This is a genomic window from Acinetobacter sp. 22301 (genome assembly GCF_052045285.1).
Lineage (GTDB): Bacteria > Pseudomonadota > Gammaproteobacteria > Pseudomonadales > Moraxellaceae > Acinetobacter > Acinetobacter pittii.
Genome location: NZ_JBQEOR010000006.1, coordinates 81,836 through 106,163 on the forward strand (window position 1 = coordinate 81,836; position 24,328 = coordinate 106,163).

Annotated in this window: 26 protein-coding genes; 10 read left to right on the plus strand and 16 right to left on the minus strand. The window is 39.2% G+C overall.

What is annotated here, in order from left to right; all coding sequences use genetic code 11:
- Window positions 1–109 precede the first annotated feature (109 nt).
- The 4 genes from purL (at window position 110) to ACTJJH_RS11055 (ending at window position 5,938) form a co-directional block, all read left to right on the plus strand.
- On the plus strand, window positions 110–3,943 hold the full coding sequence (purL, locus tag ACTJJH_RS11040; protein ID WP_440601132.1) for a phosphoribosylformylglycinamidine synthase: 3,834 nt from the start codon (window positions 110–112) through the stop codon (window positions 3,941–3,943).
- A 77-nt stretch (window positions 3,944–4,020) separates the two neighbouring features.
- On the plus strand, window positions 4,021–5,226 hold the full coding sequence (locus ACTJJH_RS11045; protein WP_057062973.1) for a multidrug effflux MFS transporter: 1,206 nt from the start codon (window positions 4,021–4,023) through the stop codon (window positions 5,224–5,226).
- Between the two features lie 200 nt (window positions 5,227–5,426).
- Window positions 5,427–5,552: a KGW motif small protein gene (locus ACTJJH_RS11050; RefSeq protein WP_002118600.1), complete on the plus strand. Its 126-nt coding sequence runs from the start codon at window positions 5,427–5,429 to the stop codon at window positions 5,550–5,552.
- Window positions 5,553–5,620: 68 nt separating this feature from the next.
- Window positions 5,621–5,938 (plus strand): NGG1p interacting factor NIF3, encoded by a 318-nt coding sequence (locus tag ACTJJH_RS11055; RefSeq protein WP_119684948.1) that lies wholly within the window; start codon window positions 5,621–5,623, stop codon window positions 5,936–5,938.
- On the opposite strand, the gene ACTJJH_RS11060 is transcribed toward ACTJJH_RS11055, so the two are convergent.
- A complete protein-coding gene (locus ACTJJH_RS11060; RefSeq protein WP_440601133.1) occupies window positions 5,935–6,735 on the minus strand; it encodes an enoyl-CoA hydratase-related protein in 801 nt (266 codons plus the stop codon). The genes ACTJJH_RS11055 and ACTJJH_RS11060 overlap by 4 nt on opposite strands.
- A 109-nt stretch (window positions 6,736–6,844) precedes the next feature.
- Here ACTJJH_RS11060 and ACTJJH_RS11065 point away from each other — a divergent pair, with 109 nt between their 5' ends.
- Window positions 6,845–7,420, plus strand: a complete 576-nt coding sequence (locus ACTJJH_RS11065; RefSeq protein WP_081038692.1) for a nicotinate-nicotinamide nucleotide adenylyltransferase — start codon at window positions 6,845–6,847, stop codon at window positions 7,418–7,420.
- Between the two features lie 11 nt (window positions 7,421–7,431).
- Here the strand turns inward: ACTJJH_RS11065 and ACTJJH_RS11070 are convergent, their stop codons facing one another.
- From ACTJJH_RS11070 to dapD, 8 genes are all read right to left on the minus strand, one after another.
- Window positions 7,432–7,794 carry a glyoxalase superfamily protein gene (locus ACTJJH_RS11070; protein ID WP_014207383.1) on the minus strand — a complete coding sequence of 121 codons (363 nt, stop codon included), beginning with the start codon at window positions 7,792–7,794 and terminating at the stop codon, window positions 7,432–7,434.
- Between the two features lie 11 nt (window positions 7,795–7,805).
- Complete coding sequence (locus ACTJJH_RS11075) at window positions 7,806–8,375, minus strand: CAP domain-containing protein (RefSeq protein WP_440601134.1); 570 nt, start codon at window positions 8,373–8,375, stop codon at window positions 7,806–7,808.
- A gap of 118 nt (window positions 8,376–8,493) precedes the next feature.
- On the minus strand, window positions 8,494–8,955 hold the full coding sequence (locus tag ACTJJH_RS11080; protein ID WP_017399250.1) for a peroxiredoxin: 462 nt from the start codon (window positions 8,953–8,955) through the stop codon (window positions 8,494–8,496).
- A gap of 17 nt (window positions 8,956–8,972) precedes the next feature.
- Window positions 8,973–9,659: a diphthine--ammonia ligase gene (locus ACTJJH_RS11085; RefSeq protein ID WP_119684944.1), complete on the minus strand. Its 687-nt coding sequence runs from the start codon at window positions 9,657–9,659 to the stop codon at window positions 8,973–8,975.
- Window positions 9,660–9,755: 96 nt separating this feature from the next.
- Window positions 9,756–10,172 (minus strand): hypothetical protein, encoded by a 417-nt coding sequence (locus tag ACTJJH_RS11090; protein ID WP_005073124.1) that lies wholly within the window; start codon window positions 10,170–10,172, stop codon window positions 9,756–9,758.
- Between the two features lie 16 nt (window positions 10,173–10,188).
- Window positions 10,189–10,857: a 7-cyano-7-deazaguanine synthase QueC gene (gene queC / locus ACTJJH_RS11095; protein WP_440601135.1), complete on the minus strand. Its 669-nt coding sequence runs from the start codon at window positions 10,855–10,857 to the stop codon at window positions 10,189–10,191.
- Between the two features lie 40 nt (window positions 10,858–10,897).
- Entirely contained in the window at window positions 10,898–11,608 is a 711-nt protein-coding gene (gene queE, locus ACTJJH_RS11100) for a 7-carboxy-7-deazaguanine synthase QueE (protein WP_440601136.1), read from the minus strand.
- Between the two features lie 98 nt (window positions 11,609–11,706).
- Window positions 11,707–12,528 (minus strand): 2,3,4,5-tetrahydropyridine-2,6-dicarboxylate N-succinyltransferase, encoded by an 822-nt coding sequence (dapD, locus tag ACTJJH_RS11105; RefSeq protein ID WP_002118664.1) that lies wholly within the window; start codon window positions 12,526–12,528, stop codon window positions 11,707–11,709.
- A 295-nt stretch (window positions 12,529–12,823) separates the two neighbouring features.
- Between dapD and carO the strand changes: the two genes are divergently transcribed.
- A complete protein-coding gene (gene carO, locus ACTJJH_RS11110; protein WP_032035952.1) occupies window positions 12,824–13,573 on the plus strand; it encodes an ornithine uptake porin CarO type 1 in 750 nt (249 codons plus the stop codon).
- 94 nt (window positions 13,574–13,667) lie between these two features.
- Here carO and ACTJJH_RS11115 read toward each other — a convergent pair whose 3' ends face one another.
- From ACTJJH_RS11115 to ACTJJH_RS11140, 6 genes are all read right to left on the minus strand, one after another.
- A complete protein-coding gene (locus ACTJJH_RS11115; RefSeq protein ID WP_002118601.1) occupies window positions 13,668–14,591 on the minus strand; it encodes a CysB family HTH-type transcriptional regulator in 924 nt (307 codons plus the stop codon).
- A 71-nt stretch (window positions 14,592–14,662) separates the two neighbouring features.
- On the minus strand, window positions 14,663–15,724 hold the full coding sequence (locus tag ACTJJH_RS11120) for a sulfate/molybdate ABC transporter ATP-binding protein (protein WP_002118816.1): 1,062 nt from the start codon (window positions 15,722–15,724) through the stop codon (window positions 14,663–14,665).
- Between the two features lie 11 nt (window positions 15,725–15,735).
- Window positions 15,736–16,620, minus strand: coding sequence for a sulfate ABC transporter permease subunit CysW (gene cysW, locus ACTJJH_RS11125; protein ID WP_199997292.1), 885 nt, complete (start codon window positions 16,618–16,620; stop codon window positions 15,736–15,738).
- The gene (gene cysT / locus ACTJJH_RS11130) at window positions 16,617–17,450 is read right to left on the minus strand and encodes a sulfate ABC transporter permease subunit CysT (RefSeq protein ID WP_005073131.1); all 834 of its coding nucleotides are present in this window, start codon (window positions 17,448–17,450) and stop codon (window positions 16,617–16,619) included. Before cysT ends, cysW begins: the two co-directional genes overlap by 4 nt.
- 80 nt (window positions 17,451–17,530) lie before the next feature.
- Window positions 17,531–18,139: an RBBP9/YdeN family alpha/beta hydrolase gene (locus ACTJJH_RS11135; protein WP_440601137.1), complete on the minus strand. Its 609-nt coding sequence runs from the start codon at window positions 18,137–18,139 to the stop codon at window positions 17,531–17,533.
- Window positions 18,140–18,169: 30 nt separating this feature from the next.
- Entirely contained in the window at window positions 18,170–19,177 is a 1,008-nt protein-coding gene (locus ACTJJH_RS11140; RefSeq protein WP_001212602.1) for a sulfate ABC transporter substrate-binding protein, read from the minus strand.
- A 263-nt stretch (window positions 19,178–19,440) separates the two neighbouring features.
- Between ACTJJH_RS11140 and pabC the strand changes: the two genes are divergently transcribed.
- The 4 genes from pabC to ACTJJH_RS11160 all read left to right on the plus strand — a co-directional run bounded on the left by pabC (window position 19,441) and on the right by ACTJJH_RS11160 (window position 22,487).
- Window positions 19,441–20,253: an aminodeoxychorismate lyase gene (gene pabC / locus ACTJJH_RS11145; protein WP_032035945.1), complete on the plus strand. Its 813-nt coding sequence runs from the start codon at window positions 19,441–19,443 to the stop codon at window positions 20,251–20,253.
- A gap of 1 nt (window position 20,254) precedes the next feature.
- Window positions 20,255–21,325, plus strand: a complete 1,071-nt coding sequence (gene mltG, locus ACTJJH_RS11150; RefSeq protein WP_017399254.1) for an endolytic transglycosylase MltG — start codon at window positions 20,255–20,257, stop codon at window positions 21,323–21,325.
- 9 nt (window positions 21,326–21,334) lie between these two features.
- Window positions 21,335–21,934, plus strand: coding sequence for a dTMP kinase (gene tmk / locus ACTJJH_RS11155; protein WP_032035943.1), 600 nt, complete (start codon window positions 21,335–21,337; stop codon window positions 21,932–21,934).
- A gap of 136 nt (window positions 21,935–22,070) precedes the next feature.
- Window positions 22,071–22,487 (plus strand): PaaI family thioesterase, encoded by a 417-nt coding sequence (locus tag ACTJJH_RS11160; RefSeq protein ID WP_032035941.1) that lies wholly within the window; start codon window positions 22,071–22,073, stop codon window positions 22,485–22,487.
- A gap of 57 nt (window positions 22,488–22,544) precedes the next feature.
- Here the strand turns inward: ACTJJH_RS11160 and nadB are convergent, their stop codons facing one another.
- Window positions 22,545–24,188, minus strand: a complete 1,644-nt coding sequence (gene nadB, locus ACTJJH_RS11165) for an L-aspartate oxidase (protein WP_440601138.1) — start codon at window positions 24,186–24,188, stop codon at window positions 22,545–22,547.
- Window positions 24,189–24,328 lie beyond the last annotated feature (140 nt).

The window sequence follows — 24,328 nt, forward strand, 5'->3', positions numbered from 1 at the left end:
ACTGATTCTACATCTAGCTGATTTTAGCAAGAAGCAGTAGAATATGCGCTCTCTCTAAAGTCACATTGCGGTAAGGTTCACAAGACCTGCCCGTGGAGCCAAAATCAACATGTTTATCGTGGCCGGTGCAGCAGCACATTCTTCTTTTAAGAAAGCTCAACTATTAACACGTTTATCGTCAATTAGTTCTGTTCAATCTTTTGACAGCCAATGGGTCTATTTGTTTGATCAAGCGCTCAACGAGCAGCAACATCAATCTGCTTTGCAATTATTGAATGACGGTGAGTCTTTTGAACTTCGTCAATCTGCAAGTGATGAGATTCAGATTTTAGTTACACCACGTGTGGGTACTATTTCACCTTGGTCTTCTAAAGCAACTGATATTTTCAAAAACTGTAATACACCAGTACACCGTTTAGAACGTGGTCTTTTATTCACGTTAAAAGGCGTTACTGAAATTACAAATGAAGTTAAACAAGTACTTCATGACCGTATGACAGAAACAGTTTTTGCTCAAATTGAAGATGCAAAAGCATTATTCTCAGAAACAGCTCCAAAACCATTAAATTCAATTGATATCTTGGGCCAAGGCAAAGAAGCTTTGGTTAAAGCGAACAATGAGTTCGGTTTTGCGCTTTCTGAACAAGAAATTGATTATTTAACAGAAGCATTCGGTAAGCTTGGTCGTAATCCAAATGATATCGAATTGATGATGTTTGCACAGGCGAACTCTGAACACTGTCGTCATAAAATCTTCGGTTCTGAATGGACAATTGATGGTGAAAAACAACCATTATCATTGTTCCAGATGATTAAAAACACTTACAAAGAATCACCAACTGACGTTTTATCTGCATACAAAGATAATGCTTCTGTAATTGTGGGTTATGACACGATGCGTTTTTATCCAAAAGCGGATGAAAATGGTCACTTTGTTTATAAATATAAGAGCCAAGCAGCTCATATTTTAATGAAGGTTGAAACTCATAACCACCCAACAGCAATTTCTCCATTTGCTGGTGCTGCAACTGGTTCAGGCGGTGAAATCCGTGATGAAGGTGCAACCGGTCGTGGTGGTAAACCAAAAGCTGGTTTAACGGGCTTTACAGTTTCTAACTTAAATATTCCTGGTTTTGAACAACCGTGGGAAGAAAACTACGGTAAACCTTCACGTATGGCATCGCCATTACAAATCATGATTGAAGGTCCATTAGGTGGCGCGGCATTTAACAACGAATTCGGTCGCCCTGCATTAAATGGTTATTTCCGTACTTTCGAACAAAATGTAAATGGTGAAGTGAAGGGCTTCCATAAGCCAATCATGATCGCTGGTGGTTACGGTAACATTCGTCCTGACCATGTAGAAAAAGATGCGATTCAACCAGGTGACTTGCTCATTGTATTGGGTGGCCCTGCAATGTTAATCGGTCTTGGCGGTGGTGCAGCATCTTCTGTAGATAGCGGTACAATGGGTGAAAGCCTTGATTTCGCTTCTGTACAACGTGAAAATCCAGAAATGGAACGCCGTTGCCAAGAAGTAATCGATACATGCTGGCGCTTAGAAGACTTCAACCCAATCGTTTCTGTACATGACGTTGGTGCGGGTGGTCTATCAAATGCTATGCCTGAACTTGTGAATGACCATGAGTTGGGTGCAGTTCTTAACCTTCGTAAGATTCCTTCATTAGAACCGGGCATGAGCCCAATGGAAATCTGGTCAAACGAAGCACAAGAGCGTTATGTTCTTGCAATTCGTCCAGAGTCTTTAGAACAGTTCGAAGCAATCTGTGCTCGTGAACGTTGTCCATTTGCCGTTTTGGGTGAAGCAACAGAAGCACGTCATTTAACTGTTGAAGATCCATTGTTCCAAAACAATGCAGTTGATATCCCAATGCAAGTAATGCTTGGTGGTACACCGCGTATGCAACGTTCTTATGAAACAATTGAGCGTAAAGGTAACCAATTTGACGCTTCAAAAGTTGATTTGAAAGACGCGATTTTCCGTGTATTGAAAAATCCTACAGTTGCTTCTAAATCATTCTTAATCACCATTGGTGACCGCTCAATTACAGGTATGGTTGCGCGTGATCAAATGGTTGGTCGTTGGCAGATTCCTGTTGCGGATGCAGCAGTAACGACGACAAGCTTACAAGGCTTCACTGGTGAAGCAATGGCGATGGGTGAACGTCCGCCAGTAGCATTGTTAAATCCTGCAGCATCTGCTCGTTTGGCAGTTGCTGAAGCAATTACTAATATTGCATGTGCAAACATTGAACAAATTAGCGATATCAAACTTTCTGCAAACTGGATGGCTGCTGCTGGTCAAAAAGGTGAAGACCAAGCATTGTTTGAAGGTGTGAAAGCAATTGGTATGGAAATGTGTCCTGCTTTAGGAATTGCGATTCCTGTAGGTAAAGACTCACTTTCAATGCGTACTACTTGGAACGAAAACGGTGAAGATAAAGCTGTAACATCTCCAATGACAGGTGTAATTACGGCATTTGCTCCAGTAACAGATGTTCGTAAAACTTTAACACCTGAACTTAAGAATTTAGAAGATTCAGTACTTGTACGTATTGATTTATCTAAAGGCCAGTTCCGTTTAGGTGGTTCGATTCTTGCGCAAGTATATAAAGCAATTGGTTCAATCACTCCAGACGTTGATAGTTTTGATGATTTCAAAGCGTTCTTTGCTTTAATTCAAGATTGGAACAACCGTGGCTTGATTCACGCTTACCATGACATCGGTGATGGTGGTTTACTCGCAACTGTTGCTGAAATGATGTTCGCTGCACGTTTAGGTGTTGCATTAGAAGACCAAACTCCAGCAAGTTTGTTTGCTGAAGAAATTGGTGCAGTAGTTCAAATCAAAGCAACTGATTGGGACGCTTTACAAGTAGAAGTTGCTGCATCTAGCTTAAAAGATGCAATTGCTGTAGTTGGTCGTGTAAACAACACAGATCAATTATCTGTAAACGGTTTGACTCTAGAGCGTGCAGAGTTACAACAGGCTTGGTCTGAAGTATCTCATCAGATCCAACGTTTACGTGATAACGTTGAAACTGCTGACCAAGAATTTGCTTTAATTACTGATAAATCACATCAAGGTTTAATTGCTAAACCAACATTTGACTTGAATGAACCTATCGAAGCACCTTTCATTAACACACGTCGTCCTAATATGGCGATCTTGCGTGAGCAAGGTGTAAATGGTCATATTGAGATGGCAGCAGCCTTTGATAAGGTTGGTTTCAATACCGTTGACGTGCACATGAGTGATTTACTTGCTGGTCGCGTTAGCCTAAGTGATTTTGAAGGTTTAGTGACTTGTGGCGGTTTCTCTTACGGTGACGTAATGGGTGCTGGCGGAGGCTGGGCAAAATCTGTATTGTTCAATGCGAAATTACGTGATCAGTTTGAACAATTCTTCCATCGTGAAGATACGTTCAGCTTAGGTATCTGTAATGGTTGCCAAATGTTGTCACAATTAGCGCCACTTATTCCAGGTGCTGAACACTGGCCACGTTTCCACCGCAATATGTCAGAAGTTTTTGAAGCTCGTAGTGTAAACGTTCGTGTTGAAAAATCTGTTTCTGTATTGCTTAATGGAATGGAAGGTTCGATTTTACCGATTGCTGTAGCACACGGTGAAGGTCGTGCAGTTGCGAGTGAAGCTGATATTGCAGGCTTGAATGCAGCTAACCAAGTTGCTTTGCGTTATGTTGACAGCCATGGTAACCCGACTCAACATTATCCATTGAACCCGAATGGTTCACCTGAAGCGATTACTGGTGTAACGTCTAAAGATGGTCGTGCAACAATTATGATGCCACACCCAGAGCGTACTTTCCGTGCAATTCAACACTCTTGGAGTCCAGAAGAATGGACTGAAGATGGTGCATGGTTACGTATGTTCCGTAATGCACGTAAGTTTATCGGGTAATATAAAAGTTGAAATAAGCCACCGTAAGGTGGCTTATTTGTATGTAGTACGATATTAATAAATAGCAGAGAAGAAAAATGAAATCAAAAATCCATTTCCATGAATTTGCACTTCTGATGGCATTGCTCATGTCTATTGTTTCTTTTTCAATAGATGCAGTCCTACCTGCTTTGGGCGAAATCGGACGAGTTTTTGACTTAAAAAATAATAATCAGACACAGTGGGTCATTATTGGTATTTTTTCCGGTATGACGATTGGTCAACTGATTGCTGGCCCTCTATCCGATGCAATTGGCCGTAAACGTATTTTATTCACAGGAATTGTTATTTACTTTCTTGGAAGTTTGTTGTGCTTTACAACACAAAGTTTTGAATGGTTTCTAGTTGGACGTTTCATTCAAGGGGTTGGCGTATCAGGTCCTTACGTGGCTTCTATTTCAATTGTTAGAGATAAATACAGTGGGGCTCAAATGGCCCGCATCATGTCTTTAATTATGATGGTGTTTATGGTTGCCCCAGCAATTGCACCAAGTTTGGGACAGCTCATTATCCATTTCTTTGGTTGGCGTGAGATCTTTGTTTTATATATGGCCTATGCCACAGTTGTCGGGGTATGGGTTGCTTTACGTTTGGAAGAGACGTTGCTTCCAGAAAATCGTTTACCTATGCGTCTACAAGCATTTCGGGAAGGTTTTAAAGAAGTTGTAAGTAATAAAACCACCATGAGCTATTTGCTATGTGCAGGTTTTTGCTTTGGTGGATTCATTGGTTACTTAGGTACTTCTCAGCAAATTTTTATGCAGCAGTTTGGGAAAACAGGGCAAGAGTTTAGTGCTTATTTTGCTGTGCTTGCAGGTGTAATGGGAGTCGCTTCATTTACAAACTCTAAAATTGTTATGAAGTTTGGTATGCGTCCAATCTGTATTTATGGCTTTCTAGGTTTGTGCTTAATTTCTTTAGTTTTCTTAGGAATTCAACTTTTAGGTGTGGCTGTTTCATTCTGGATGTTTATGCTTTATGCCTGCATTTTATTTTTATTATTTGGAACTTTATTTGGAAATTTAAACGCAATTGCAATGGAACCGATGGGACATGTTGCTGGTATGGCATCGGCCATTATTGGTGCAGCTTCTTCTGTTTTGTCACTTATTCTTGCATCTATTATTGGGCAATTATATGACGGTACATTAATACCAATGACTGGCGGCTTCGTCATTTTATGTGGTTTAGCATTTATGATGACAATATATGAGAACAGATATTTAAAGAAATCGAATGCTTAAAATTATAAAGATGCAGCTAGCACACTGAAATTTAAAATTTTGTTCAGAATAAGAGCTACATAAAAATGAGTGTAGTTCTTTTAAGCATTTTAGAAAAATTATAAGCCTATAGACATTCGGCTATTTAACACTTTATAGTTTGTTTAAAATTGGATCAATTTTTGCTTTCTCTGTAACAACGATAAAAATCGGAGATCAAAATGATGAAAAATAAGTATCACATAAGAACAATGTATACCAAAGATAAGGGCTGGCGCTTGTTTGGCTTGGCGCTTGCCATTCAAATCCTCTTTATTGGAGCAAATTATTTGGTAATGATGAGCTGACTTTGATTTAGAAGCTTTTTTAACGGTATGATTTAAAGCAAGTTCACTAGTTTTGAGTCATTCTACTTATGTTAAAGCTGATTTATTACGTGCCAGATTCACATCTTGAGTCGACTAAACAAGCTATTTTTTCTGCTGGTGCGGGGGGTATCGGTAATTATGAACACTGCGCATGGCAAGTGAAAGGAATAGGGCAATTTAAACCAGTCAAAGGTGCAGATCCTTATATTGGAGAGCTGGGTGAACTTGAACAAGTGGATGAGTGGCGGGTTGAAACAATTGTAATTGAAGAAAATGCAAAGGCTGTAGCAAAAGCATTAAAGGCAAGCCATCCTTATGAAGAGCCTGCCTTTGAGTTTATTCAAATCATAGAAGTTGATTTTTAATTAAACTGCGAGAAATCTGGTTTACGTTTCTGCATAAACGCTTGTACAGCTTCTAGCATTTCTGGAGAGTGAACGCGTTGCATAAAGATTTCAGCTTCATGGTCAATACATTCAATAATTTGATCTAAATCATGTTTCATCAATGCTTTGGTTTGTTTTAATGAGGCAAGTGGCAAAGCTGCTAAATGTTGAGCGGTTGCCTGAGCAGATGCATAAGCATCTTCAACAACTTCATTAACTAAGCTTGCTTGTACTGCGGTTTCTGCATTAAATTTTTTCGCAGTAAATAGAAGTTCAGCTGCTTTGTGATAACCCGCTTGTTTAACCAATAGTTGGCTTGCACCGCCTTCTGGAGAAAGGCCAAGACTTACAAATGGAATTTGGAAAAGGGCAGTGTTGTCAGCAAAAACTAAATCTGCGTGTAATAAAATCGTAACACCAATACCAATTGCCACACCTTTTACTGCAATAATAAGCGGCTTTGATAATCTAGCAGCAGATTTAAGGAGTACAAACGGAGGAACTTGACCTACTGGACCTAGATTAGGATTTTGTACAAAACCCATAAAATCTTTCATGTCATTACCAGCGGTAAAGTCTTGCTCTACACCACGTAGAATGATTACTCGTACATCTTTGTCTTGGTCAGCTTCATCAAGTGCTTTGGCAATCCATAAGTAAAGCTCGCCATACAGTGCATTTTTTGCTTCTGGGCGATTTATGGCTAAGGTGAGTACGCCACCTTCTAAATTTGCGTGTAAATGTTGATGAGGTTGTTGAATACAGCTAAGTGTCATCGTACTATCCTTGCTTTAAACCACGTTGTTAATTTTTAGGTTCTCATTATGGCGCATATTTTTTGTAATGCGGTTAACTGGTGAGTTCATAAAAAGTGAAAATCTAATTATGTATAAATTTGACTATCTCGTTTTTATAGGGCGTTTTCAACCATTTCATTTAGCTCATATGCAGACAATTGAAATTGCCTTACAGCAAAGCCATTATGTGGTTTTGGCGCTAGGCTCTGCTCAAATGGAACGTAATATTAAAAATCCGTTCTTAGCAATAGAGCGTGAGCAAATGATCTTGTCAAATTTCTCGTTAGAAGAGCAAAAACGCATTCGTTTTGTACATGTAGTAGATGTTTATAATGACGAAAAATGGGTAAAACAAGTCAAATCTTTAGTGAATGGCGTAATTGAACCGAACTCAAAAGTTGGTTTGATTGGACACTTTAAGGATGAGTCTTCATATTATTTACGACTATTTCCTGAGTGGATTATGGTTGAGCTTGATAGTTTAAAAGACTCTATCTCGGCAACACCAATGCGTGAAGCTTATTATCGTGGTGAAATCCAAACCGAATTTTTCCCTGTAGGAACTATTCAATTTTTAGATGAGTTTAAAAAAACACGCACTTATCAACAGTTACAACAACGCTTTGAAGAAGATGATCGCTCTAATTTAGATGATTTTGAGTAAGTGTATATAAATTAAGCATCTGCCCAAAAGATGATTCGGTTGGAAAAAGGATCAGTGATACAGAGTTCAAGTGTCTCCCAATCTGTTTTTTCAACCTGAGGCTTAGAAAATTTATAATCTTTTTTGCTTAGTTCACTATGCAACTCATAAATATGTTCCCAATAAATACGGATTGCACTATGTGGACTCGCATCTCCAAAATGCTCGGATAAATGAATAACGCAATCATCTTTAGAAATTTGTAAATATAACGGAAAGTTGTCTTCAAATTGGTGTTGCCAATCAAGCTGAAAACCTAAGAATTCAAGATAAAATGATTGAGCTAACTCGACATCAAAAATTCTTAAAATAGGAGTGATCGAACCTGATTGCATCTTTTTTCCTTTTAACGTGTACCAAATTGTTGAGTCCAATAGCTCTTTTGTTTTACAGATTGATCAGAAGCACAAGCAATTGCATAGGTTGTAAATTTAGGGTTCATTAGGTTACTACAATGTAAGGGACTCGATAGCCATCTAGACATCACTTCATCTAATGTTTTCTGTCCACTCGCGACATTTTCACCATTGGCTTTACCGAGTGTATTATAAATTTTCAAACGTGATTTTAAATCTAATCCCGTGGAGCCAACATGTCCAAGAAAGTTGTGTGTTGCCATATCTTCACTATGAGAAAGTGCACCTTTATATAAATTATCACTCCAACTTAGTGGTCTGGTTGCAGAGAAATGTTGTTGTCCACATCGGCGTGATTGCTGGCGAATTTGATTAATTATTTTAAGTACAGCTTGTTGATAGGCAGGGTTTTGTAAATCTTGGCAACTTATTTTTATAGGTGGAGTTTCAACTTGTGATGTAGATGATGTAAGTGAGGGCGGCATACCGGATGAACTAACGGAGCAAGCAGAGATAACAAGACCACTAGACAGTAAATTACAAACTTTGAGCAGACTCATGTAAATACCTTAGCGTGAATTATTCTAATGTCTTTATCATACGCCAAAGTAAAGGAGTAAGTAATTTGTTCATATACAAAAAACGAGCATTATGCTCGCTTTTTGTTTCTTAAGTTTATTAAGCTGTTTGTAGAGCTTTTAAGTCTTCTAGAACTTGCTCTGCATGCCCAGCTGCTTTAACTTTGCGATAGCTTTTAACTAAAGTTTTGTTATGGAAAATAAAAGTAGAACGTTCAATACCCATGACTTTCTTTCCATACATATTCTTTTCTTTAATCACATCAAAGTGATGACAAAGAATTTCTTCTTTATCACTGATCAGATCAATAGTAAGTGCCTGCTTCTCTGTAAAATTTTGATGGGCTTTTACCGAGTCACGTGAAATACCGAAAATACGGGCACCTAAAGCATCAAACTGATCTTTCAAACAAGAAAAACCCACTGCTTGTGTTGTACACCCTGGTGTTGAATCTTTAGGATAGAAGTAAATAATTAACCATTCATTTTCGACTTCGGTCAAGTTCACTTCGCCGTGTGTAGTAGGGAACACCTGATTTGGCAGTTGAATATTCTCAGACATTTCTTATCCTTTAAAAGTTAAATTTGATCTAATTCAAGTGGTAAAAAAGCGTATTCCTCATGATAAACAATATTGAGTTTTCTTACAGGGATTGCTTTGTTAAAAATTGGCCCATCAATCACGGTCGTATGAAATTCACCGCCCTCACCACATGGATCAATGCCACGGTTCTCAAGCTCTTGGATATATTCTAAAGTTAAAGTTTTTCCTAAATCTCCTACCTTCATCCCGAGTTTAAGGTTTACGGTCACCACTACACTCTGGAATCCAAGTTGAATAAATTCTTCAACAACTTCACGATGCGGACGTAGCCAAAGAGGCATTGCTAATTGAAGACCTACTTGTTGCGTTACTCGATCATGCCAACAGCCGTGTTCAGGCATATCAAGGTCACCTGTAACCAGTACCTCGGCTCCTTGTTGCTTTGCTTGATTGAGTAATTCAATAAATTTAGCTTCATAGTCATTCCAACTTGATGAAGCCATAAACACGGGCAAGCCGATTGCTTTAGCTTGCGCTTGAATAATATCAAGAGGCATGGCATGTGAGCGAGAACGTTGGCCTTGTTCTTCTAGCATTACGATCAATCCAATCACTTCGCCTGTCTGCATTGCATGGTAGAGTGCTAGAGAACTGTCTTTGCCTCCACTAAATGAGACAATAGACCTTTTATGGTTAGCATTAGTTTTCCATTGTTCTTGCATAGCTTACATCAAATGAATTGGTCAAAAGTGCTGTTATTTTAACAGAGCTATAAAAAAGCCTGCATAAATGCAGGCTTAATTTAGAACATTAAAATCTTATTTTTTAGGAGCTTGTTGTTGAGCTGCCTTCATTGCATCTTCAGTTAACTTTTCAAGCTTAGTTGTTAACTGAGGACCAAAACATGCTTTAAGATCACGGTTTTGTTGTTGTACAAATCCTAGAGAACTTGGGCTTTTCTTCGCATTGATTGCGCTTTGGATTTCCCATTTTTGTGCTTCAGTCACTTTACCTTGTGCTTCAACTTGGCAGCTACAGAATTTGCTAACTTCAGATGAACTTAACTTGCCGCCTTTAGCAGTTTGTTCTTTACAAACGTTAACTAATGCACCTTTAACGTTAGTGCTTTTATATGCCGCTTGAACTGGGTTTTCAGCTGCTTGAGCTGAACCCGCCATAAGTGCAGCTGCTGAGAATAAAGATGAAAGAATAAGATTTGATTTTAACAACTTCATAAATTTTACCTACTTATTACGGTATATAGCGTGTTGGATCGGTAACACCAGCATCGATAAAGCCTGCTTTACGCAAACGGCAACTGTCACATTTACCACACGCACGTCCTTGAGCATCTGCTTGGTAGCAAGATACTGTTTGACTATAGTCTACGCCATGTTCAATCCCTAAACGTATGATATTCGCTTTGGATAAATGTAACAGGGGTGTTTCAAATTTAAGTGGTTTTCCTTCTACGCCAGCTTTAGTTGCTAAACGGGCCATATTCGCAAAAGCATCAATAAATTCAGGACGACAATCAGGATATCCTGAATAATCAACAGCATTGATACCAATAACAATAGCTTCAGCATTAAATACTTCGGCTGCTGCTAGAGCATATGAGAGGAAAATAGTGTTACGCGCTGGTACATAAGTTACAGGAATACCTTCTTGTAACTGTTCTGGTACTGCAATGTTGTGATCTGTAAGTGCTGATCCACCTAAATTTGCTAGATCAATATTAATTACACGATGTTCAACACCTGAACGCTGAGCTAATGCTTTTGCAGCATCAAGTTCAGTGGTTGAGCGTTGACCATACATAAAACTAATAGCAATACATTCATAGCGCGCTTGTGCCCAAGCTAGGCAAGTGGTTGAGTCTAAGCCGCCTGAAAGTAAAACAATGGCACGAGAGCGCATATTTTTCTCCATATCTGGAATGATTTATTTTATTGAGTGATTAACGACCTGATTCATCGTTCCAAAGCAGTTTATGTAACTGAAGTTGGAAACGAACAGGTAATTTATCATCAAGTATCCACTGTGCCAGATCACGTGCTAGACGTGGCAGGCCTACAGCACCTTTTTCAACCGCAAAGGCAGGGGAGAACCAAACGGTACTGACTTTGGTTTGCAGTTGATATTTTTCAACTTGTTGCTTTGACCATTCATAGTCTTCACGATTACAAATCACAAATTTGATTTGGTCACGTGATGTTAAATGGTCAAGATTACTGATGAGATTACGATGTTCTTCACCAGAAGTTGGAGTCTTTAAATCGAGGACTTTTGAAACACGGGGATCTACTTTTGATACATCAAGAGCACCACTGGTTTCTAAAGAGACGTCAAAACCTGCCTCACATAAACGTTGTAATAAAATCAAACAGTTTGGCTGAGCAAGAGGTTCACCACCTGTTACACAAATATAAGGTGTTTGAAATTGTGTAGCTGTTTCAATGATATGTTCAAGTGAGAAACGTTCGCCACCTTCAAAGGAATAGGTGGTATCGCAATAGCTACAACGTAATGGACAGCCTGTTAGACGAATAAATACAGTCGGTAGGCCAGAGGCATTTGCTTCACCCTGCAACGAGTAAAAAATCTCGGTAATGCGTAAACCGGACGCAGGGTCTGAGACAGGAATTGCAGAGGAACGTAAGGAAGCCATTCTAGAAATACCACACTATATAAAAAATAAAATCTCTACGATCAGTTTGATCGTAGAGATGAGGAGCGATTAAAGCTCCGCCAGAGAGTTATAACAAATTAGTCAGCGCGTAACAAATCGTTTAAGCTTGTTTTTGAACGTGTTTGCGCATCAACTTTTTTCACGATAATTGCAGCATATAAGCTGTAAGTACCACATTTAGATGGCAAGCTACCTGAAACTACAACTGAACCTGCTGGTACACGGCCATAATGGATTTCGCCAGTTTCACGGTCATAAATTTTAGTTGATTGACCAATGAAAACGCCCATTGAAATGACTGAACCTTCTTCAACGATAACGCCTTCAACGATTTCTGAACGCGCACCGATAAAGCAGTTGTCTTCAATAATGGTTGGGTTAGCTTGTAATGGTTCTAAAACACCACCAATACCTACACCACCAGACAAGTGAACATTTTTACCGATTTGAGCACATGAACCTACAGTTGCCCATGTATCAACCATTGTGCCTTCATCTACATAAGCGCCAATGTTGACATAAGATGGCATTAACACCACGTTTTTAGCTTGGAAGCTACCACGACGTGCTACAGCAGGAGGAACAACACGAACACCTGCAGCTTTAAATTGCTCTTCAGTCCAACCAGAGAATTTAGTTTCAACTTTGTCATAGAAACGAAGATCACATGACTCGATTGGTTTATTGTCATTCAGTTTAAATGATAATAAAACAGCTTTTTTTAACCATTGATGAACAACCCATTCACCATTGATTTTTTCAGCAACTCGAAGTGTACCGTTATCTAAACCAGCAATTGCTTCTTCAACAGCTTGGCGAATTTCGCTTGAACAATCTGCTGCAGTAAAATTTGCGCGGTCTTCAAATGCTTGCTCAATGATCGTAGAAAGCTGAGACATGATCTTCCTTCCATAAAAAATTTTAAAGATTTTACACTAATTTGTGACAAGAATCTTTCAAAAAACGTGTTAGGTTTAATTGATGATATAAATGAGGTAAATCGGAATAAGCTTATTAGATAATCAAGTGTTTTTTACACAAAAATGATTTGAAAATAAAAATTTAACTCAATTTGTATCAAAAAATAACAGAAATCTAGCATTTTTTGTATAAAAAAGAATCTAAGCTGTCATTATTATGATTTCAGTCACAAGATGAATAAATTAAAAACAGAGCCTTTTTGAGGAGAAAACTATGAAAGCATTACGTGTATTAGTCACTACAACAGCTTTATTTGCTGCTGGCGCTGCTATGGCAGATGAAGCCGTTGTTCATGACAGCTACGCATTTGACAAAAACCAATTAATTCCTGTGGGGGCACGTGCTGAGGTAGGTACAACTGGTTATGGTGGTGCTTTATTATGGCAAGCAAACCCATATGTAGGTTTGGCTTTGGGTTATAACGGTGGTGACATTTCGTGGACAGATGATGTTTCTGTAAATGGTACTAAATATGACCTAGATATGGATAACAATAATATCTACTTAAATGCTGAGATTCGTCCATGGGGTGCAAGTGCTAACCGTTGGGCTCAAGGCTTATATATAGCTGCGGGTGCTGCTTATCTAGATAATGATTATGATTTAGCTAAACGCATTGGTAATGGTGAAACTTTATCAATTGATGGTAAGAACTATCAACAAGCAGTTGCTGGCCAAGAAGGTGGTGTAAGAGGTAAAATGTCTTACAAGAATGATATCGCTCCATACTTAGGTTTTGGTTTTGCACCTAAAATCAATAAAAACTGGGGTGTATTTGGTGAGGTAGGTGCTTACTATACTGGTAACCCACAAGTTCAGTTAACTCAATATAACCTTGCTCCTGTAACAGGTAACCCAACATCTGCCCAAGATGCTGTTGATAAAGAAGCAAATGAAATTCGTAATGACGATAAATACCAATGGATGCCAGTTGGTAAAGTTGGTGTGAACTTCTACTGGTAAGATCACAAAAGAAAAAACGAGCTACGGCTCGTTTTTTTTGTACTTAATAGAATAAATAAAAGAGCTAAAAAGCTCTTTTATTTATTTTTAATTTTTATTCGTCTGGGTAAGCAATTTTCTTAAGCGCTTTAATATCCGCATCAGGTGAGCATAAAGAAATAAATTCGTAACCATAACCGCGTAATAAGTGGCCTTTGCGAACCGCAATCCATGTCGTATTAACACCAAAAATATCAGTTTTGGTTTGCTTTAAACGATAATCACGTTCTGTATCATAAGCCACGTCATTGACAATACCCACACCCATGCCAAGTTCCACATAGGTTTTGATAACATCGGCATCAAGAGCTGACATTACGATATCTGCATCTAGATGAGCCTCTTCAAAGGCTTTATCAATTTTAGATCGACCTGTAAAACCACCATGATAAGTAATGAGTGGATATTCTGCTAAAAGTTCTAGAGTGATCTTATCCGCCTGCACTAAAGGATGATTTTGCGGGGTAATAATACTGTGCTGCCATTGATAGTAAGGAATGCTAGCCAGATTTTCTTCAGTCGTTAAAGACTCGGTTGCAATTCCAATATCCGCTTCGCCTTGTAAAAGCATTTCTGAAATTTCGACAGGGCTAGCTTGTTGTAAAATTAAATGTACTTTTGGGAATAATTTCTTAAATTGATTAACGATTGGAGGCAATACATAACGCGCTTGAGTATGCGTAGTTGCGATCGTTAATGTTCCTTCGTCAACCTTATTAAAATCTTCGGCAAGTCTTTTAATATTTTCAGCATCAACTAACATGCGTTCAACAATGCTAAGAAGTGATTGGCCTGGTTCTGTTAAACCTAAAAGGCGTTTACCTTTACGAACGAAAAGTTGAACACCTAATTCATCTTCTAAATCTTTAATGTGCTTACTTACACCTGATTGAGATGTGTAGAGTGCAGCCGATGCTTCCGTCAAGTTAAAGTTTTGGCGTACTGTTTCTCGGATAATTCTTAATTGTTGAAAGTTCATTTACACTTTTCCTCAAAAGAGGTGAGGAGCGTCTAAAGATCCGCAAGATATTTCCTCACCAAATATATTTCTTAAGCAACTTGGTCTGCAAATAAGTGCAATTGAGATGCGCTCACCCAAACAGTTTGATTAGGTTTAAATGCATGTAATTTTGCAGCTTCACTGCTCAGAGCAATTTCAATTAAACGTCCATTACGGTCTTGTAATTCGGCCACTACTTTTCCAGCAATCCAGATTTCACGTACAAAAGTCGCTTCAATGGTATTCGCTTGCGGTTGCGAGTGAATATGTAACTCATCTGGACGGGCAAAAGCAATCACTTTTCCTTGAGGTGCCTCAACTGCTGTCGGTAATTGAATACGGTCATTACCGATACGGATAATACCTTCCGTATGTTCACCTTCAAATCGATTTGCCTGACCCAAGAAATCAAACACAAATGGCGTTGCAGGTTTTTCATAAACTTCACGAGGTGAACCGATTTGCTCAACATTACCTTTATTCATGACAATAATCTGGTCTGCAACCTCAAGTGCTTCTTCTTGATCGTGAGTCACGAAAATTGAAGTGATATGCAATTCATCATGTAAGTTGCGTAACCAGCGACGTAATTCTTTGCGTACTTTGGCATCCAGAGCACCAAATGGTTCATCTAGTAATAACACGCGAGGTTCTACTGCCAAAGCACGGGCTAAAGCAATACGCTGACGTTGTCCGCCAGAAAGCTGAGCAGGGTAGCGGTCTGCTAAAAAGCCTAGTTGAACTAGATCAAGTAAACGAGTGACACGTTTTTTAATTTCAGCTTCCGAAGGACGGGTTGCACGAGGGCGAACGCGTAAACCAAAGGCAATATTGTCAAATACAGTCATGTGACGGAATAAAGCATAGTGCTGAAATACAAAGCCGACCTGACGCTCACGCACATGTACATTAGTCGCATCTTCACCTTCAAGTAAAACCTGACCGCCATCGGCTGATTCTAGACCTGCAATGATACGGAGTAACGTTGTTTTACCGCATCCAGATGGGCCAAGTAACGCAACCAGTTCACCTTCCGGAAAGTCTAGGGAAATATTCTTAAGCGCATGGAATGCACCAAAGTGTTTTTCAATATTTTTAACTTGAATACTCATGATTTCATTCCTTACGAATCAGTTGAATGCGGTTCTGGTTTATCTTGATGTAGCTCTAACCAAGTTTTTAAAATCAGTGTTAAAAGAGCTAAGAAGGCAAGCAGTGAGGACACGGCAAAGGCTGCGCTAAAGGTGTACTCGTTATATAAAATTTCAACATGCAGTGGCAGAGTATTGGTTTCACCACGGATATGACCAGAAACCACTGATACTGCGCCAAACTCACCCATTGCACGGGCATTACACAAAATCACGCCGTAAATCAGACCCCATTTAATGTTAGGGAGTGTGACCTTCCAAAAAGTTTTCCAACCTGAAGCACCGAGTACAATTGCTGCTTCTTCTTCCTCTGTTCCCTGAGCTTCCATGAGTGGAATTAACTCACGAGCCACAAATGGAACCGTAATAAAAATGGTGGCTAAAACAATTCCAGGTACGGCATATAAAATCTTGATGTCATGATCCATTAACCAGCCGCCGAACCAACCTTGCGCACCAAAAATTAGAACAATCATTAAACCTGCAATAACGGGGGAAACCGAAAAAGGCATATCAATGATAGTGGTTAAAATAGCCTTGCCTTTAAACTGGAACTTAGAGACAGCCCATGCTGCAGCAACACCAAATATCACATTAATTGGAACTGCAATTGCTGCGGTGAGTAATGTTAATTTCACTGCTGATAAGGTATCTGGATCAATCAAAGCCTGAACATAGACTTCAAGTCCCTGTTTAAATGCTTCTACGAAAACTAAAATGAGTGGCAGCATGAGGCAACTGAGGAAAAAAATCAGTGCAATTGTAATAAGGGTATAACGTACCCAAGTTGGCTCACGTGTCGCATCACGAGACTGTAACTTCAAAGCAAGTGCGTTGCTGTCGGTATGTAAATTCATGTGATGTTTCTCCCTGTACGACGGTTTGCCCATGCTTGAAGTAAGTTAATGACAAATAGAATGATAAAAGAGAGAACTAACATGACCGCTGCAATGGTCGTTGCACCTGCATAATCATATTCTTCAAGACGAGAAATGATCATCAGCGGTGCAATTTCTGTTTTAAATGGCTGGTTACCTGCAATAAAAATAACAGAACCATACTCACCCACGCCGCGAGCAAACGCTAAAGCAAAGCCCGTAAATAGAGCAGGTAGTAAGATGGGTAAAATAATTTTAGTAATGGTTTGCCAGCGATTTGCACCAAGTGCTGAAGCAGCCTCTTCAAGTTCGGTTTCAATATCGCTGAGTACTGGCTGAACGGTTCGAACAATAAATGGAATACCAATAAAGACCAATGCTAGCGTAATCCCGATAGGTGTATAGGCAACCTGAATACCAAGTGGTTCAAGATATTGACCTAACCAACCAGTAGGTGCATAGAGTGAAGTCAGTGCAATACCTGCAACTGCGGTCGGAAGCGCAAAAGGTAAATCGACCAATGCATCAACTAGACGCTTTCCGGGAAAGTTATAGCGAACAAGACACCAAGCCAAAAGCAGACCAAACACAACATTAATAAATGCTGCGATTAAAGCTGAACTAAAGCTGAGTTGAAGCGATTTCAAAATACGCTCAGACGTTAAAATTTCCCATAACCCGTCCCATCCGATTCCAAATGATTTGATAAAGACTGCGGCTAATGGAATAAGCACAATAAAAGAAACGTAGGCGAGGGTGAAGCCCAAAGATAGACCAAACCCAGGCAGCACTCGGGATCGCTGCGACATGATATTTCCTCAAAGAGAAAAGCCTGCTGAAACCAGTAAGCGAATAAATAAAGATAAACAGTGCGGTATAAAGATTGGTATTAAGCAAATTTCAAAGAGAAATGTGTTTTTACCGGGTCGATAGATGAGTGACTACACATCGAATCTTCTAGAATCAAATAATTCAGCAAATCTGGAAATGGTCCAAAACCTGAGGCAACATTAATATGGCCCACTTCACCAAGATTAACGGGATTTAACTTCCATGATTTTGCAAGTTGTAAAGCATCAAAAAAGCCAAGCCATGGATCATTTTCACTAATGAATAGCGTTGCAGGCACATCAATTTTTAATTGATGAAAATAATCTTTGTAATCGGTCAAGCTATGGCGGGCAAACCCTGCCTCCCCAAAGCGTGCTGGATTCGCTGGAGCGACTAAAATTAGTTTCTTAACTTGGCTTCTTAATTCTGGATGCTCAGCCAAAGCAGCTACACTCGTTAAGCATCCAAAACTATGTGCAACAATTTGAACAGGAGCTTGAGCTGCTTGAACTGTTTTAACGAATTGCTCAACCCATTCGCTTAATACAGGTCTATCCCAGTTTTTTTGCTCAACACGAGAACTAGACACGAGTTGACGCTGCAACCAAGATTGCCAATGCTGATGTTCACTGCCACCTACACCCGGAACAATTACAGTGTGAATCATGTCTGTTCTCCTTACTTTTAGCGCAAAGAATTACTTCTCTGCACTATTAATTTTCACGATTTGATCGAAAACACCACCATTATCGAAGTGTTGTTTTTGTACTTTTGTCCAACCACCAAACTCTTTGTCGATTGTTACAAGCTTCAATGGCTTAAATACATTGCTGTATTTTTTAAGAACAGCTGCGTTACGCGGACGGTAGAAGTTACGTGCTGCAATTTCTTGACCAGCAGGTGAGTACAAATAGTTGAGATAACCTTTCGCAATGGTTAAGTTGCCTTTTTTAGCTGCATTTTTCTCCACAATTGCAACTGGAGGCTCAGCTAAGATCGAAAGAGACGGAGTAATAATTTCAAATTTGCCTGGCTGTTCACGAATAGCTAAATGAGCTTCATTTTCCCAAGCCAGTAATACATCACCAATGCCACGCTCAGCGAAAGTAGTCGTCGCACCGCGAGCACCAGAATCTAAAACTTTAGTATGTTTATAAATTTGGCGAACGTATTCTTGTGCTTTTGCATCATTGCCGCCTGGTTGATGTTTTGCCCAAGCCCAAGCTGCAAGATAGTTCCAACGAGCACCACCAGAGGTTTTCGGGTTTGGTGTAATGATTTCTACGCCTGGTTTGATTAAATCAGCCCAGTCTTTAATTTGCTTTGGGTTGCCTTTACGCACCAAAAACACAATGGTTGATGTATATGGCGTTGAGTTTTGTGGCAGTTTTTTCTGCCAGTTGGTTGGAAGTAATTTTGCTTTTTCAGCAATTTCATCAATATCTGCTGCAAGTGCTAATGTCACCACATCTGCATTTAAACCATCGATAACCGCACGAGCCTGTTTACCAGAGCCGCCGTGTGATTGCTTAAACTCAATATCTTGACCAGTACGTTGTTTCCAGTAAGTACCGAACTGTTTGTTGAAATCTGTATATAGCTCACGAGTAGGATCGTAAGAAACGTTTAAAAATTCTTGGGCTGCAAATGACGAAACAGAAAGAAGTGCAGCGATAACCCCGACTTTTAATTGAGAAAAACGCATGAGATAAGTCCTCAAAAAATATGAAATGTTCAAAACATGAACGCAGAATAGCGCTAGTCTTTATTCTAAAAAAATAATAAAAAACGAATTTAATATGAAAAAAATAGAAATAATAAAAAGAGATAAACTATTCTTAAATCTTGATATATAACAAGTTTCAAAAGCAGATACGAAATCGGTATAATTTTTTAAAATCAATTATTTATTATTTAAATGAAAGGTGTTGTATTGTTGTGCGGCTTTTAGTAAAGGATGGAACAAACATGTGGTGTTTTAAAAATGGGCAACCCGTTGAGACTATTCCTTTATTGGATCGAGCCTTTCATTATGGAGATGGGTGCTTTACCACAATTCGTGTTTTTCAAAATCAAATTGAGCTTAAAGAAAGACACTGGCAACGTCTAAAACTTGCATGTCAAAAACTGTCTTTAACTGTAAATTTTGAATTAATTGAACTGAGTGTACAGCAACTCCAAAAGCAAAACCTCGTACTCAACGGCACTTTAAAAATTGTGATTAGTCGTGGGGAAGGCGATCGCGGTTATACTTTGCCGAAACATGAAGCTGATATTTATATCTGGTTTTATCCAAAAGCTTTAGAGCCGTGTATGCCTGATTTTATCCAGTGTGGTGTTTTAAATCAGGCCCTAGGTTTAACCATGCCGAGCTTAGTGGGGCTTAAATCTTTAAACCGCCTTGAACAAGTATTGCTAAAAAAAGAAGCAGATCAACTCGGGTGGGCTGAAGCATTAGTTACTGATGTACAAGGTTATATTGTTGAAGGGGTCAGTAGTAATTGTTTTATTCGTTTAAATGATAGATGGATTACTCCTGAACTTCGCTATAATGGCGTCCACGGTGTAATGCGGGCAGAAATTCTGGCGCGTATGCAGCACCATGGTATTGCCTGTGAAGTACGTGTGATTGAATTAGATGAAGTATCTGAAATACAAAGTCTATTCTTTTGTAATGCTTTAAACCCTATGCGAGTGGTTACTCATTTAGGCGAGAAAACGCTAGATACACAGGCATGCATAGATTTATTTCATATCCTTAACTTAAATCAGATTCATTAATATGCCGAAGCCACCTGTGAATGCGAAAGCAAAAAACGCCAAGAAAAATAACAAAAAACAAGCTCCAAAATTTTCTAAGCGATTGGTTCTAATTGGCCTTTTTATTGTTTTAATCTTTACGTTTGCCATTTTATGGTCAAGTTTGTTTAAGGCTTATCCTATCGAAGGCAAAAAACAGATGTTATCTATTACATCTGGGGAAACTTATTCTGGTTTTATTGATCGTTTGGCAAAAGAAGATAAAGTTAGCTTTCCTATCATATTGAAGCTTTATCAAAAGTTTATGATTCATGACAGCATGAAAGCTGGTGTGTATGAAATTGAACAAGGGATGAGCGTAAGACAAGTGTTAGAGATGTTATCTGACGCTGATAATGCTCAGATGAATCGTGTTTTGGTGATTGAAGGTACAACTTTTAAGCAGCTTATTACTGCACTCAAAAATGATAAAAATGTAAAAAATACAATATTGGATTTACCTAATGATCAGCTTATGAAAGCGCTTGGGATTCCTTACGATCATCCAGAAGGCTTATTCGCGCCGAATACTTATTTCTTTGCCAAAGGCGAGACTGACAAGAAAATTCTTACCGATTTATATCATCGTCAAATAAAAGCTCTAGATACAGCTTGGGCAAATCGCGCGCCGAATTTACCTTATAAAGATAAATATGAAGCATTAATTATGGCTTCTATTGTTGAGAAAGAAACGAGTTTAGACAGTGAACTTACACAAGTTTCTGGAGTTTTTGTCCGCCGTTTAAAACTCGGTATGCGTTTACAAACGGATCCAACTGTTATTTACGGAATGGGTAATAACTATAAAGGCAACATTACCCGAGAAGACCTGCGTACTCCAACACCATATAATACTTATACCATTAATGGTTTACCGCCGACTCCAATTGCTTTGCCAAGCCAAAAAGCAATTGAAGCAGCATTACATCCAGATGATTCAAATAACATCTATTTCGTAGCGACTGGTAATGGTGGACATAAATTTACGGCAGACTTGCAAGCTCATAATCAAGCAGTGCAAGAATATTTATCCGTGTTGAGATCGAAGAAATAAGGAAAAGAGATGTTTATCAGCTTTGAAGGCACGGAAGGGGTAGGTAAAACTACACTCATTCGAAAAATTCATCAGCATTTTGAAGAGCATGGCAAACAAGTTGTTTTAACTCGAGAGCCGGGGGGCACACCGTTAGCTGAGCAAATTCGTTCTATGCTTTTGGCGGTGAATCATGATGAAAATATGAGTCATGATACCGAGTTATTACTCATTTATGCAGCACGTGCTCAACACTTACAACAAGTTATTTTGCCTGCTTTAGAAGCTAACAAAATTGTATTAAGTGATCGCTTTACCGATGCGAGTTTTGCTTATCAATGTTCTGGTCGTGGTTTAAGCCAAGATAAATTACAACTTTTAAATCAGAACTTCGTTTCACGCATGCCGGAGGTGACTTTCTGGCTAGACGCACCGATTGAACTTGGTATGAACCGTGCACGTGAACGTGGAGCTTTAGACCGTTTTGAACAAGAAAAGTTAAGCTTCTTTACTAAGGTTCGTGAAGGTTATGAAACCTTATGGAAGGCTGAGCCTGAGCGTATTAAACGTTTAGATGCAACACAAAGTCCTGATCAGGTGTTTGAACAGGCTTTGCAATATTTAGCATAGGCCATCGGATTAGCCACTCTCATATTTTTGGGAGTGGTGAAAAATGACGTTAATTCTGATTTAAATCGTCATAGAAAATATCTGCTATTTTCTTATGCTATCTTACATATGATTTATAGATTGAAGAATAACAAGGATGAAAAGCTCAAAAGAAGAAATCATGGCATTTCTTGAAAAGGAATTTCCACCAAGTCTTGAACATTGCACGATTGAATCAGTCACCCCCAAAGCAGCGGTTGTTTATTATCATGTCGACCAAAGGCATCAACGCCCTGGTGGCACGATATCTGGTCCAACCATGATGACATTAGCTGATTTTGCCTTATATATTGCGATATTAGGTGAGATCGGTATTGTTGGTTTAGCCGTAACCACCAACTTTAATATTAATTTTTTAAGAAAACCCGCGGGTGATCAAGACTTACGTAGTGAATGTAAACTCATGAAAGTAGGAAAGAGTTTAGTGGTGGGTGAGGTTTGGATTTATTCGGTCGGTTTGGATGAACCTGTTGCGCATGTGACCGCGACTTATTCAATCCCACCTAGAGCATAAATATCAAAGCAAATAAAAAAGCACAGCTAAAGCTGTGCTTTTTTATAGAAGAACAACTTAAATGTCAGTATTAACCAATGGCTGTTCTACTGCAAAATTTGGAGGAGTCAAAACAGTTTTACGAATCTCACTCGAAGTTTCCGGATAGTCGAGTGTGTAATGTAAACCACGTGATTCTTTACGTTGCATAGCACAGCGAACAATCATTTCAGATACTAAAACAAGATTACGCAGCTCAATCAGGTTTTTGCTAACACGATAGTCTTGATAATATTCAGTGATTTCACGCTTTAACATTTCAATACGGTGTAAAGCACGTTCTAAACGTTTTGTGGTTCTGACAATACCAACGTAGTTCCACATGGTCGAACGTAACTCATCCCAGTTTTGTAAAATCACAACATCTTCATCAGGATTGGTTACTTGTGAGTCATCCCAAGTTGGTACTTCTGGTAATTTGAAGTTTTCATCAAATTTATTTTCGATATCTTTTGCTGCACTCATGCCATAAACGAAGCACTCAAGTAATGAGTTACTTGCCATGCGGTTTGCACCATGTAAGCCAGTATAAGACGTTTCACCAATCGCATAGAGACCTTCAATATCCGTCTGGCTATTTGAGTCAACCATAACACCACCACATGTATAGTGAGCTGCTGGAACTACAGGAATCATGTCTTTGGTAATATCGATGCCTAACTCAAGCAATCTTGCATAAAGTGTAGGGAAGTGCTCTTTAATAAATTCTGGTGATTTATGGGTAATGTCTAACCACACGTGACGAATACCGAGACGCTTGATTTCATGGTCAATGGTACGTGCCACAATATCGCGAGGAGCCAGTTCTGCACGATCATCAAAACGCAACATAAAACGTTCGCCATCAGGTAAGCGCAAATAAGCACCTTCACCACGCATAGCTTCGGTAATTAAAAATGATCGTGCTTGAGGGTGATAGAGACATGTTGGATGAAACTGATTAAATTCCATATTGGCTACACGGCAACCTGCGCGGTAAGCCATTGCAATACCATCACCTGTGGCAATATCTGGATTAGATGTGTACAGATAAGCTTTCATCGCACCGCCGCAAGCCAGTGCGGTGAATGGTGCAAGGAAAGTATGAACCTTTTCAGTATTTTCATCTAATGCATATAAACCAATAGCACGATTCGCTTGGTCGGTATGGCCTAATTTATGCGAGGTGATTAAATCAATCGCAATATAGTTTTCAAAAATAGTAATATTTTTACGTTCTTTGGCACGCTCAACTAAAGTGGTTGAAATGGCTTTGCCTGTTGCATCAGCAGAATGGATAATGCGACGCTGCGAGTGACCACCTTCACGAGTTAAGTGAAGTTGCTCATCCTCATCTAAGGTAAATTGCACGCCTTGTTTTAAAAGAAAATCAACAGAAGAGCGGCCGCCTTCTACGGTATGTTGTACCGCGTCCATTTCACATAAATGAGCGCCTGCAATCATAGTGTCATTAATATGCTGTTGAATAGAGTCAGTCTCATCAAGAACAGCAGCAACGCCACCTTGAGCATAAAAGGTACTTGCTTCGGTTAGAGCAGCTTTGGCTAAAACTGCAATATTAAAATGATTTGGTAACGATAAAGCCAGACTTAAACCAGCGCCGCCGCTGCCCACAATAATCACGTCAAAGTGGTGAATTGTCTGTAAATTAGGCATGTCCATTCGCATCAATTTAAAACGTCCGCTAATGACACCCCTTTTTACCTAAAAAGGCAAGAGCTTAAGCGCTCTAACTCAGAGAAAAATTGCAATTGGCTTAAAAAGTTGCAATGCGTAAAATAATCCTTGTGATGACGTATTAC

What these genes read in the sequence shown, in the direction of transcription:
- mltG (WP_017399254.1), top strand. Translation starts at nt 20,255, where the DNA reads ATGCCGAAGCCACCTGTGAATGCGAAAGCAAAAAACGCCAAGAAAAAT.
- ACTJJH_RS11090 (WP_005073124.1), bottom strand. Translation starts at nt 10,172, where the DNA reads ATGAAGTTGTTAAAATCAAATCTTATTCTTTCATCTTTATTCTCAGCA.
- ACTJJH_RS11080 (WP_017399250.1), bottom strand. Translation starts at nt 8,955, where the DNA reads ATGTCTGAGAATATTCAACTGCCAAATCAGGTGTTCCCTACTACACAC.
- ACTJJH_RS11045 (WP_057062973.1), top strand. Translation starts at nt 4,021, where the DNA reads ATGAAATCAAAAATCCATTTCCATGAATTTGCACTTCTGATGGCATTG.
- nadB (WP_440601138.1), bottom strand. Translation starts at nt 24,188, where the DNA reads ATGGACATGCCTAATTTACAGACAATTCACCACTTTGACGTGATTATT.
- cysW (WP_199997292.1), bottom strand. Translation starts at nt 16,620, where the DNA reads ATGAATTTACATACCGACAGCAACGCACTTGCTTTGAAGTTACAGTCT.
- queC (WP_440601135.1), bottom strand. Translation starts at nt 10,857, where the DNA reads ATGCGCTCTCGTGCCATTGTTTTACTTTCAGGCGGCTTAGACTCAACC.
- ACTJJH_RS11140 (WP_001212602.1), bottom strand. Translation starts at nt 19,177, where the DNA reads ATGCGTTTTTCTCAATTAAAAGTCGGGGTTATCGCTGCACTTCTTTCT.
- ACTJJH_RS11060 (WP_440601133.1), bottom strand. Translation starts at nt 6,735, where the DNA reads ATGACACTTAGCTGTATTCAACAACCTCATCAACATTTACACGCAAAT.
- ACTJJH_RS11075 (WP_440601134.1), bottom strand. Translation starts at nt 8,375, where the DNA reads ATGAGTCTGCTCAAAGTTTGTAATTTACTGTCTAGTGGTCTTGTTATC.
- ACTJJH_RS11135 (WP_440601137.1), bottom strand. Translation starts at nt 18,139, where the DNA reads ATGATTCACACTGTAATTGTTCCGGGTGTAGGTGGCAGTGAACATCAG.
- ACTJJH_RS11070 (WP_014207383.1), bottom strand. Translation starts at nt 7,794, where the DNA reads ATGCAATCAGGTTCGATCACTCCTATTTTAAGAATTTTTGATGTCGAG.
- ACTJJH_RS11065 (WP_081038692.1), top strand. Translation starts at nt 6,845, where the DNA reads ATGTATAAATTTGACTATCTCGTTTTTATAGGGCGTTTTCAACCATTT.
- ACTJJH_RS11120 (WP_002118816.1), bottom strand. Translation starts at nt 15,724, where the DNA reads ATGAGTATTCAAGTTAAAAATATTGAAAAACACTTTGGTGCATTCCAT.
- purL (WP_440601132.1), top strand. Translation starts at nt 110, where the DNA reads ATGTTTATCGTGGCCGGTGCAGCAGCACATTCTTCTTTTAAGAAAGCT.
- ACTJJH_RS11160 (WP_032035941.1), top strand. Translation starts at nt 22,071, where the DNA reads ATGAAAAGCTCAAAAGAAGAAATCATGGCATTTCTTGAAAAGGAATTT.
- ACTJJH_RS11115 (WP_002118601.1), bottom strand. Translation starts at nt 14,591, where the DNA reads ATGAACTTTCAACAATTAAGAATTATCCGAGAAACAGTACGCCAAAAC.
- ACTJJH_RS11050 (WP_002118600.1), top strand. Translation starts at nt 5,427, where the DNA reads ATGATGAAAAATAAGTATCACATAAGAACAATGTATACCAAAGATAAG.
- dapD (WP_002118664.1), bottom strand. Translation starts at nt 12,528, where the DNA reads ATGTCTCAGCTTTCTACGATCATTGAGCAAGCATTTGAAGACCGCGCA.
- ACTJJH_RS11055 (WP_119684948.1), top strand. Translation starts at nt 5,621, where the DNA reads ATGTTAAAGCTGATTTATTACGTGCCAGATTCACATCTTGAGTCGACT.
- queE (WP_440601136.1), bottom strand. Translation starts at nt 11,608, where the DNA reads ATGGCTTCCTTACGTTCCTCTGCAATTCCTGTCTCAGACCCTGCGTCC.
- cysT (WP_005073131.1), bottom strand. Translation starts at nt 17,450, where the DNA reads ATGTCGCAGCGATCCCGAGTGCTGCCTGGGTTTGGTCTATCTTTGGGC.
- carO (WP_032035952.1), top strand. Translation starts at nt 12,824, where the DNA reads ATGAAAGCATTACGTGTATTAGTCACTACAACAGCTTTATTTGCTGCT.
- tmk (WP_032035943.1), top strand. Translation starts at nt 21,335, where the DNA reads ATGTTTATCAGCTTTGAAGGCACGGAAGGGGTAGGTAAAACTACACTC.
- pabC (WP_032035945.1), top strand. Translation starts at nt 19,441, where the DNA reads ATGTGGTGTTTTAAAAATGGGCAACCCGTTGAGACTATTCCTTTATTG.
- ACTJJH_RS11085 (WP_119684944.1), bottom strand. Translation starts at nt 9,659, where the DNA reads ATGCAAGAACAATGGAAAACTAATGCTAACCATAAAAGGTCTATTGTC.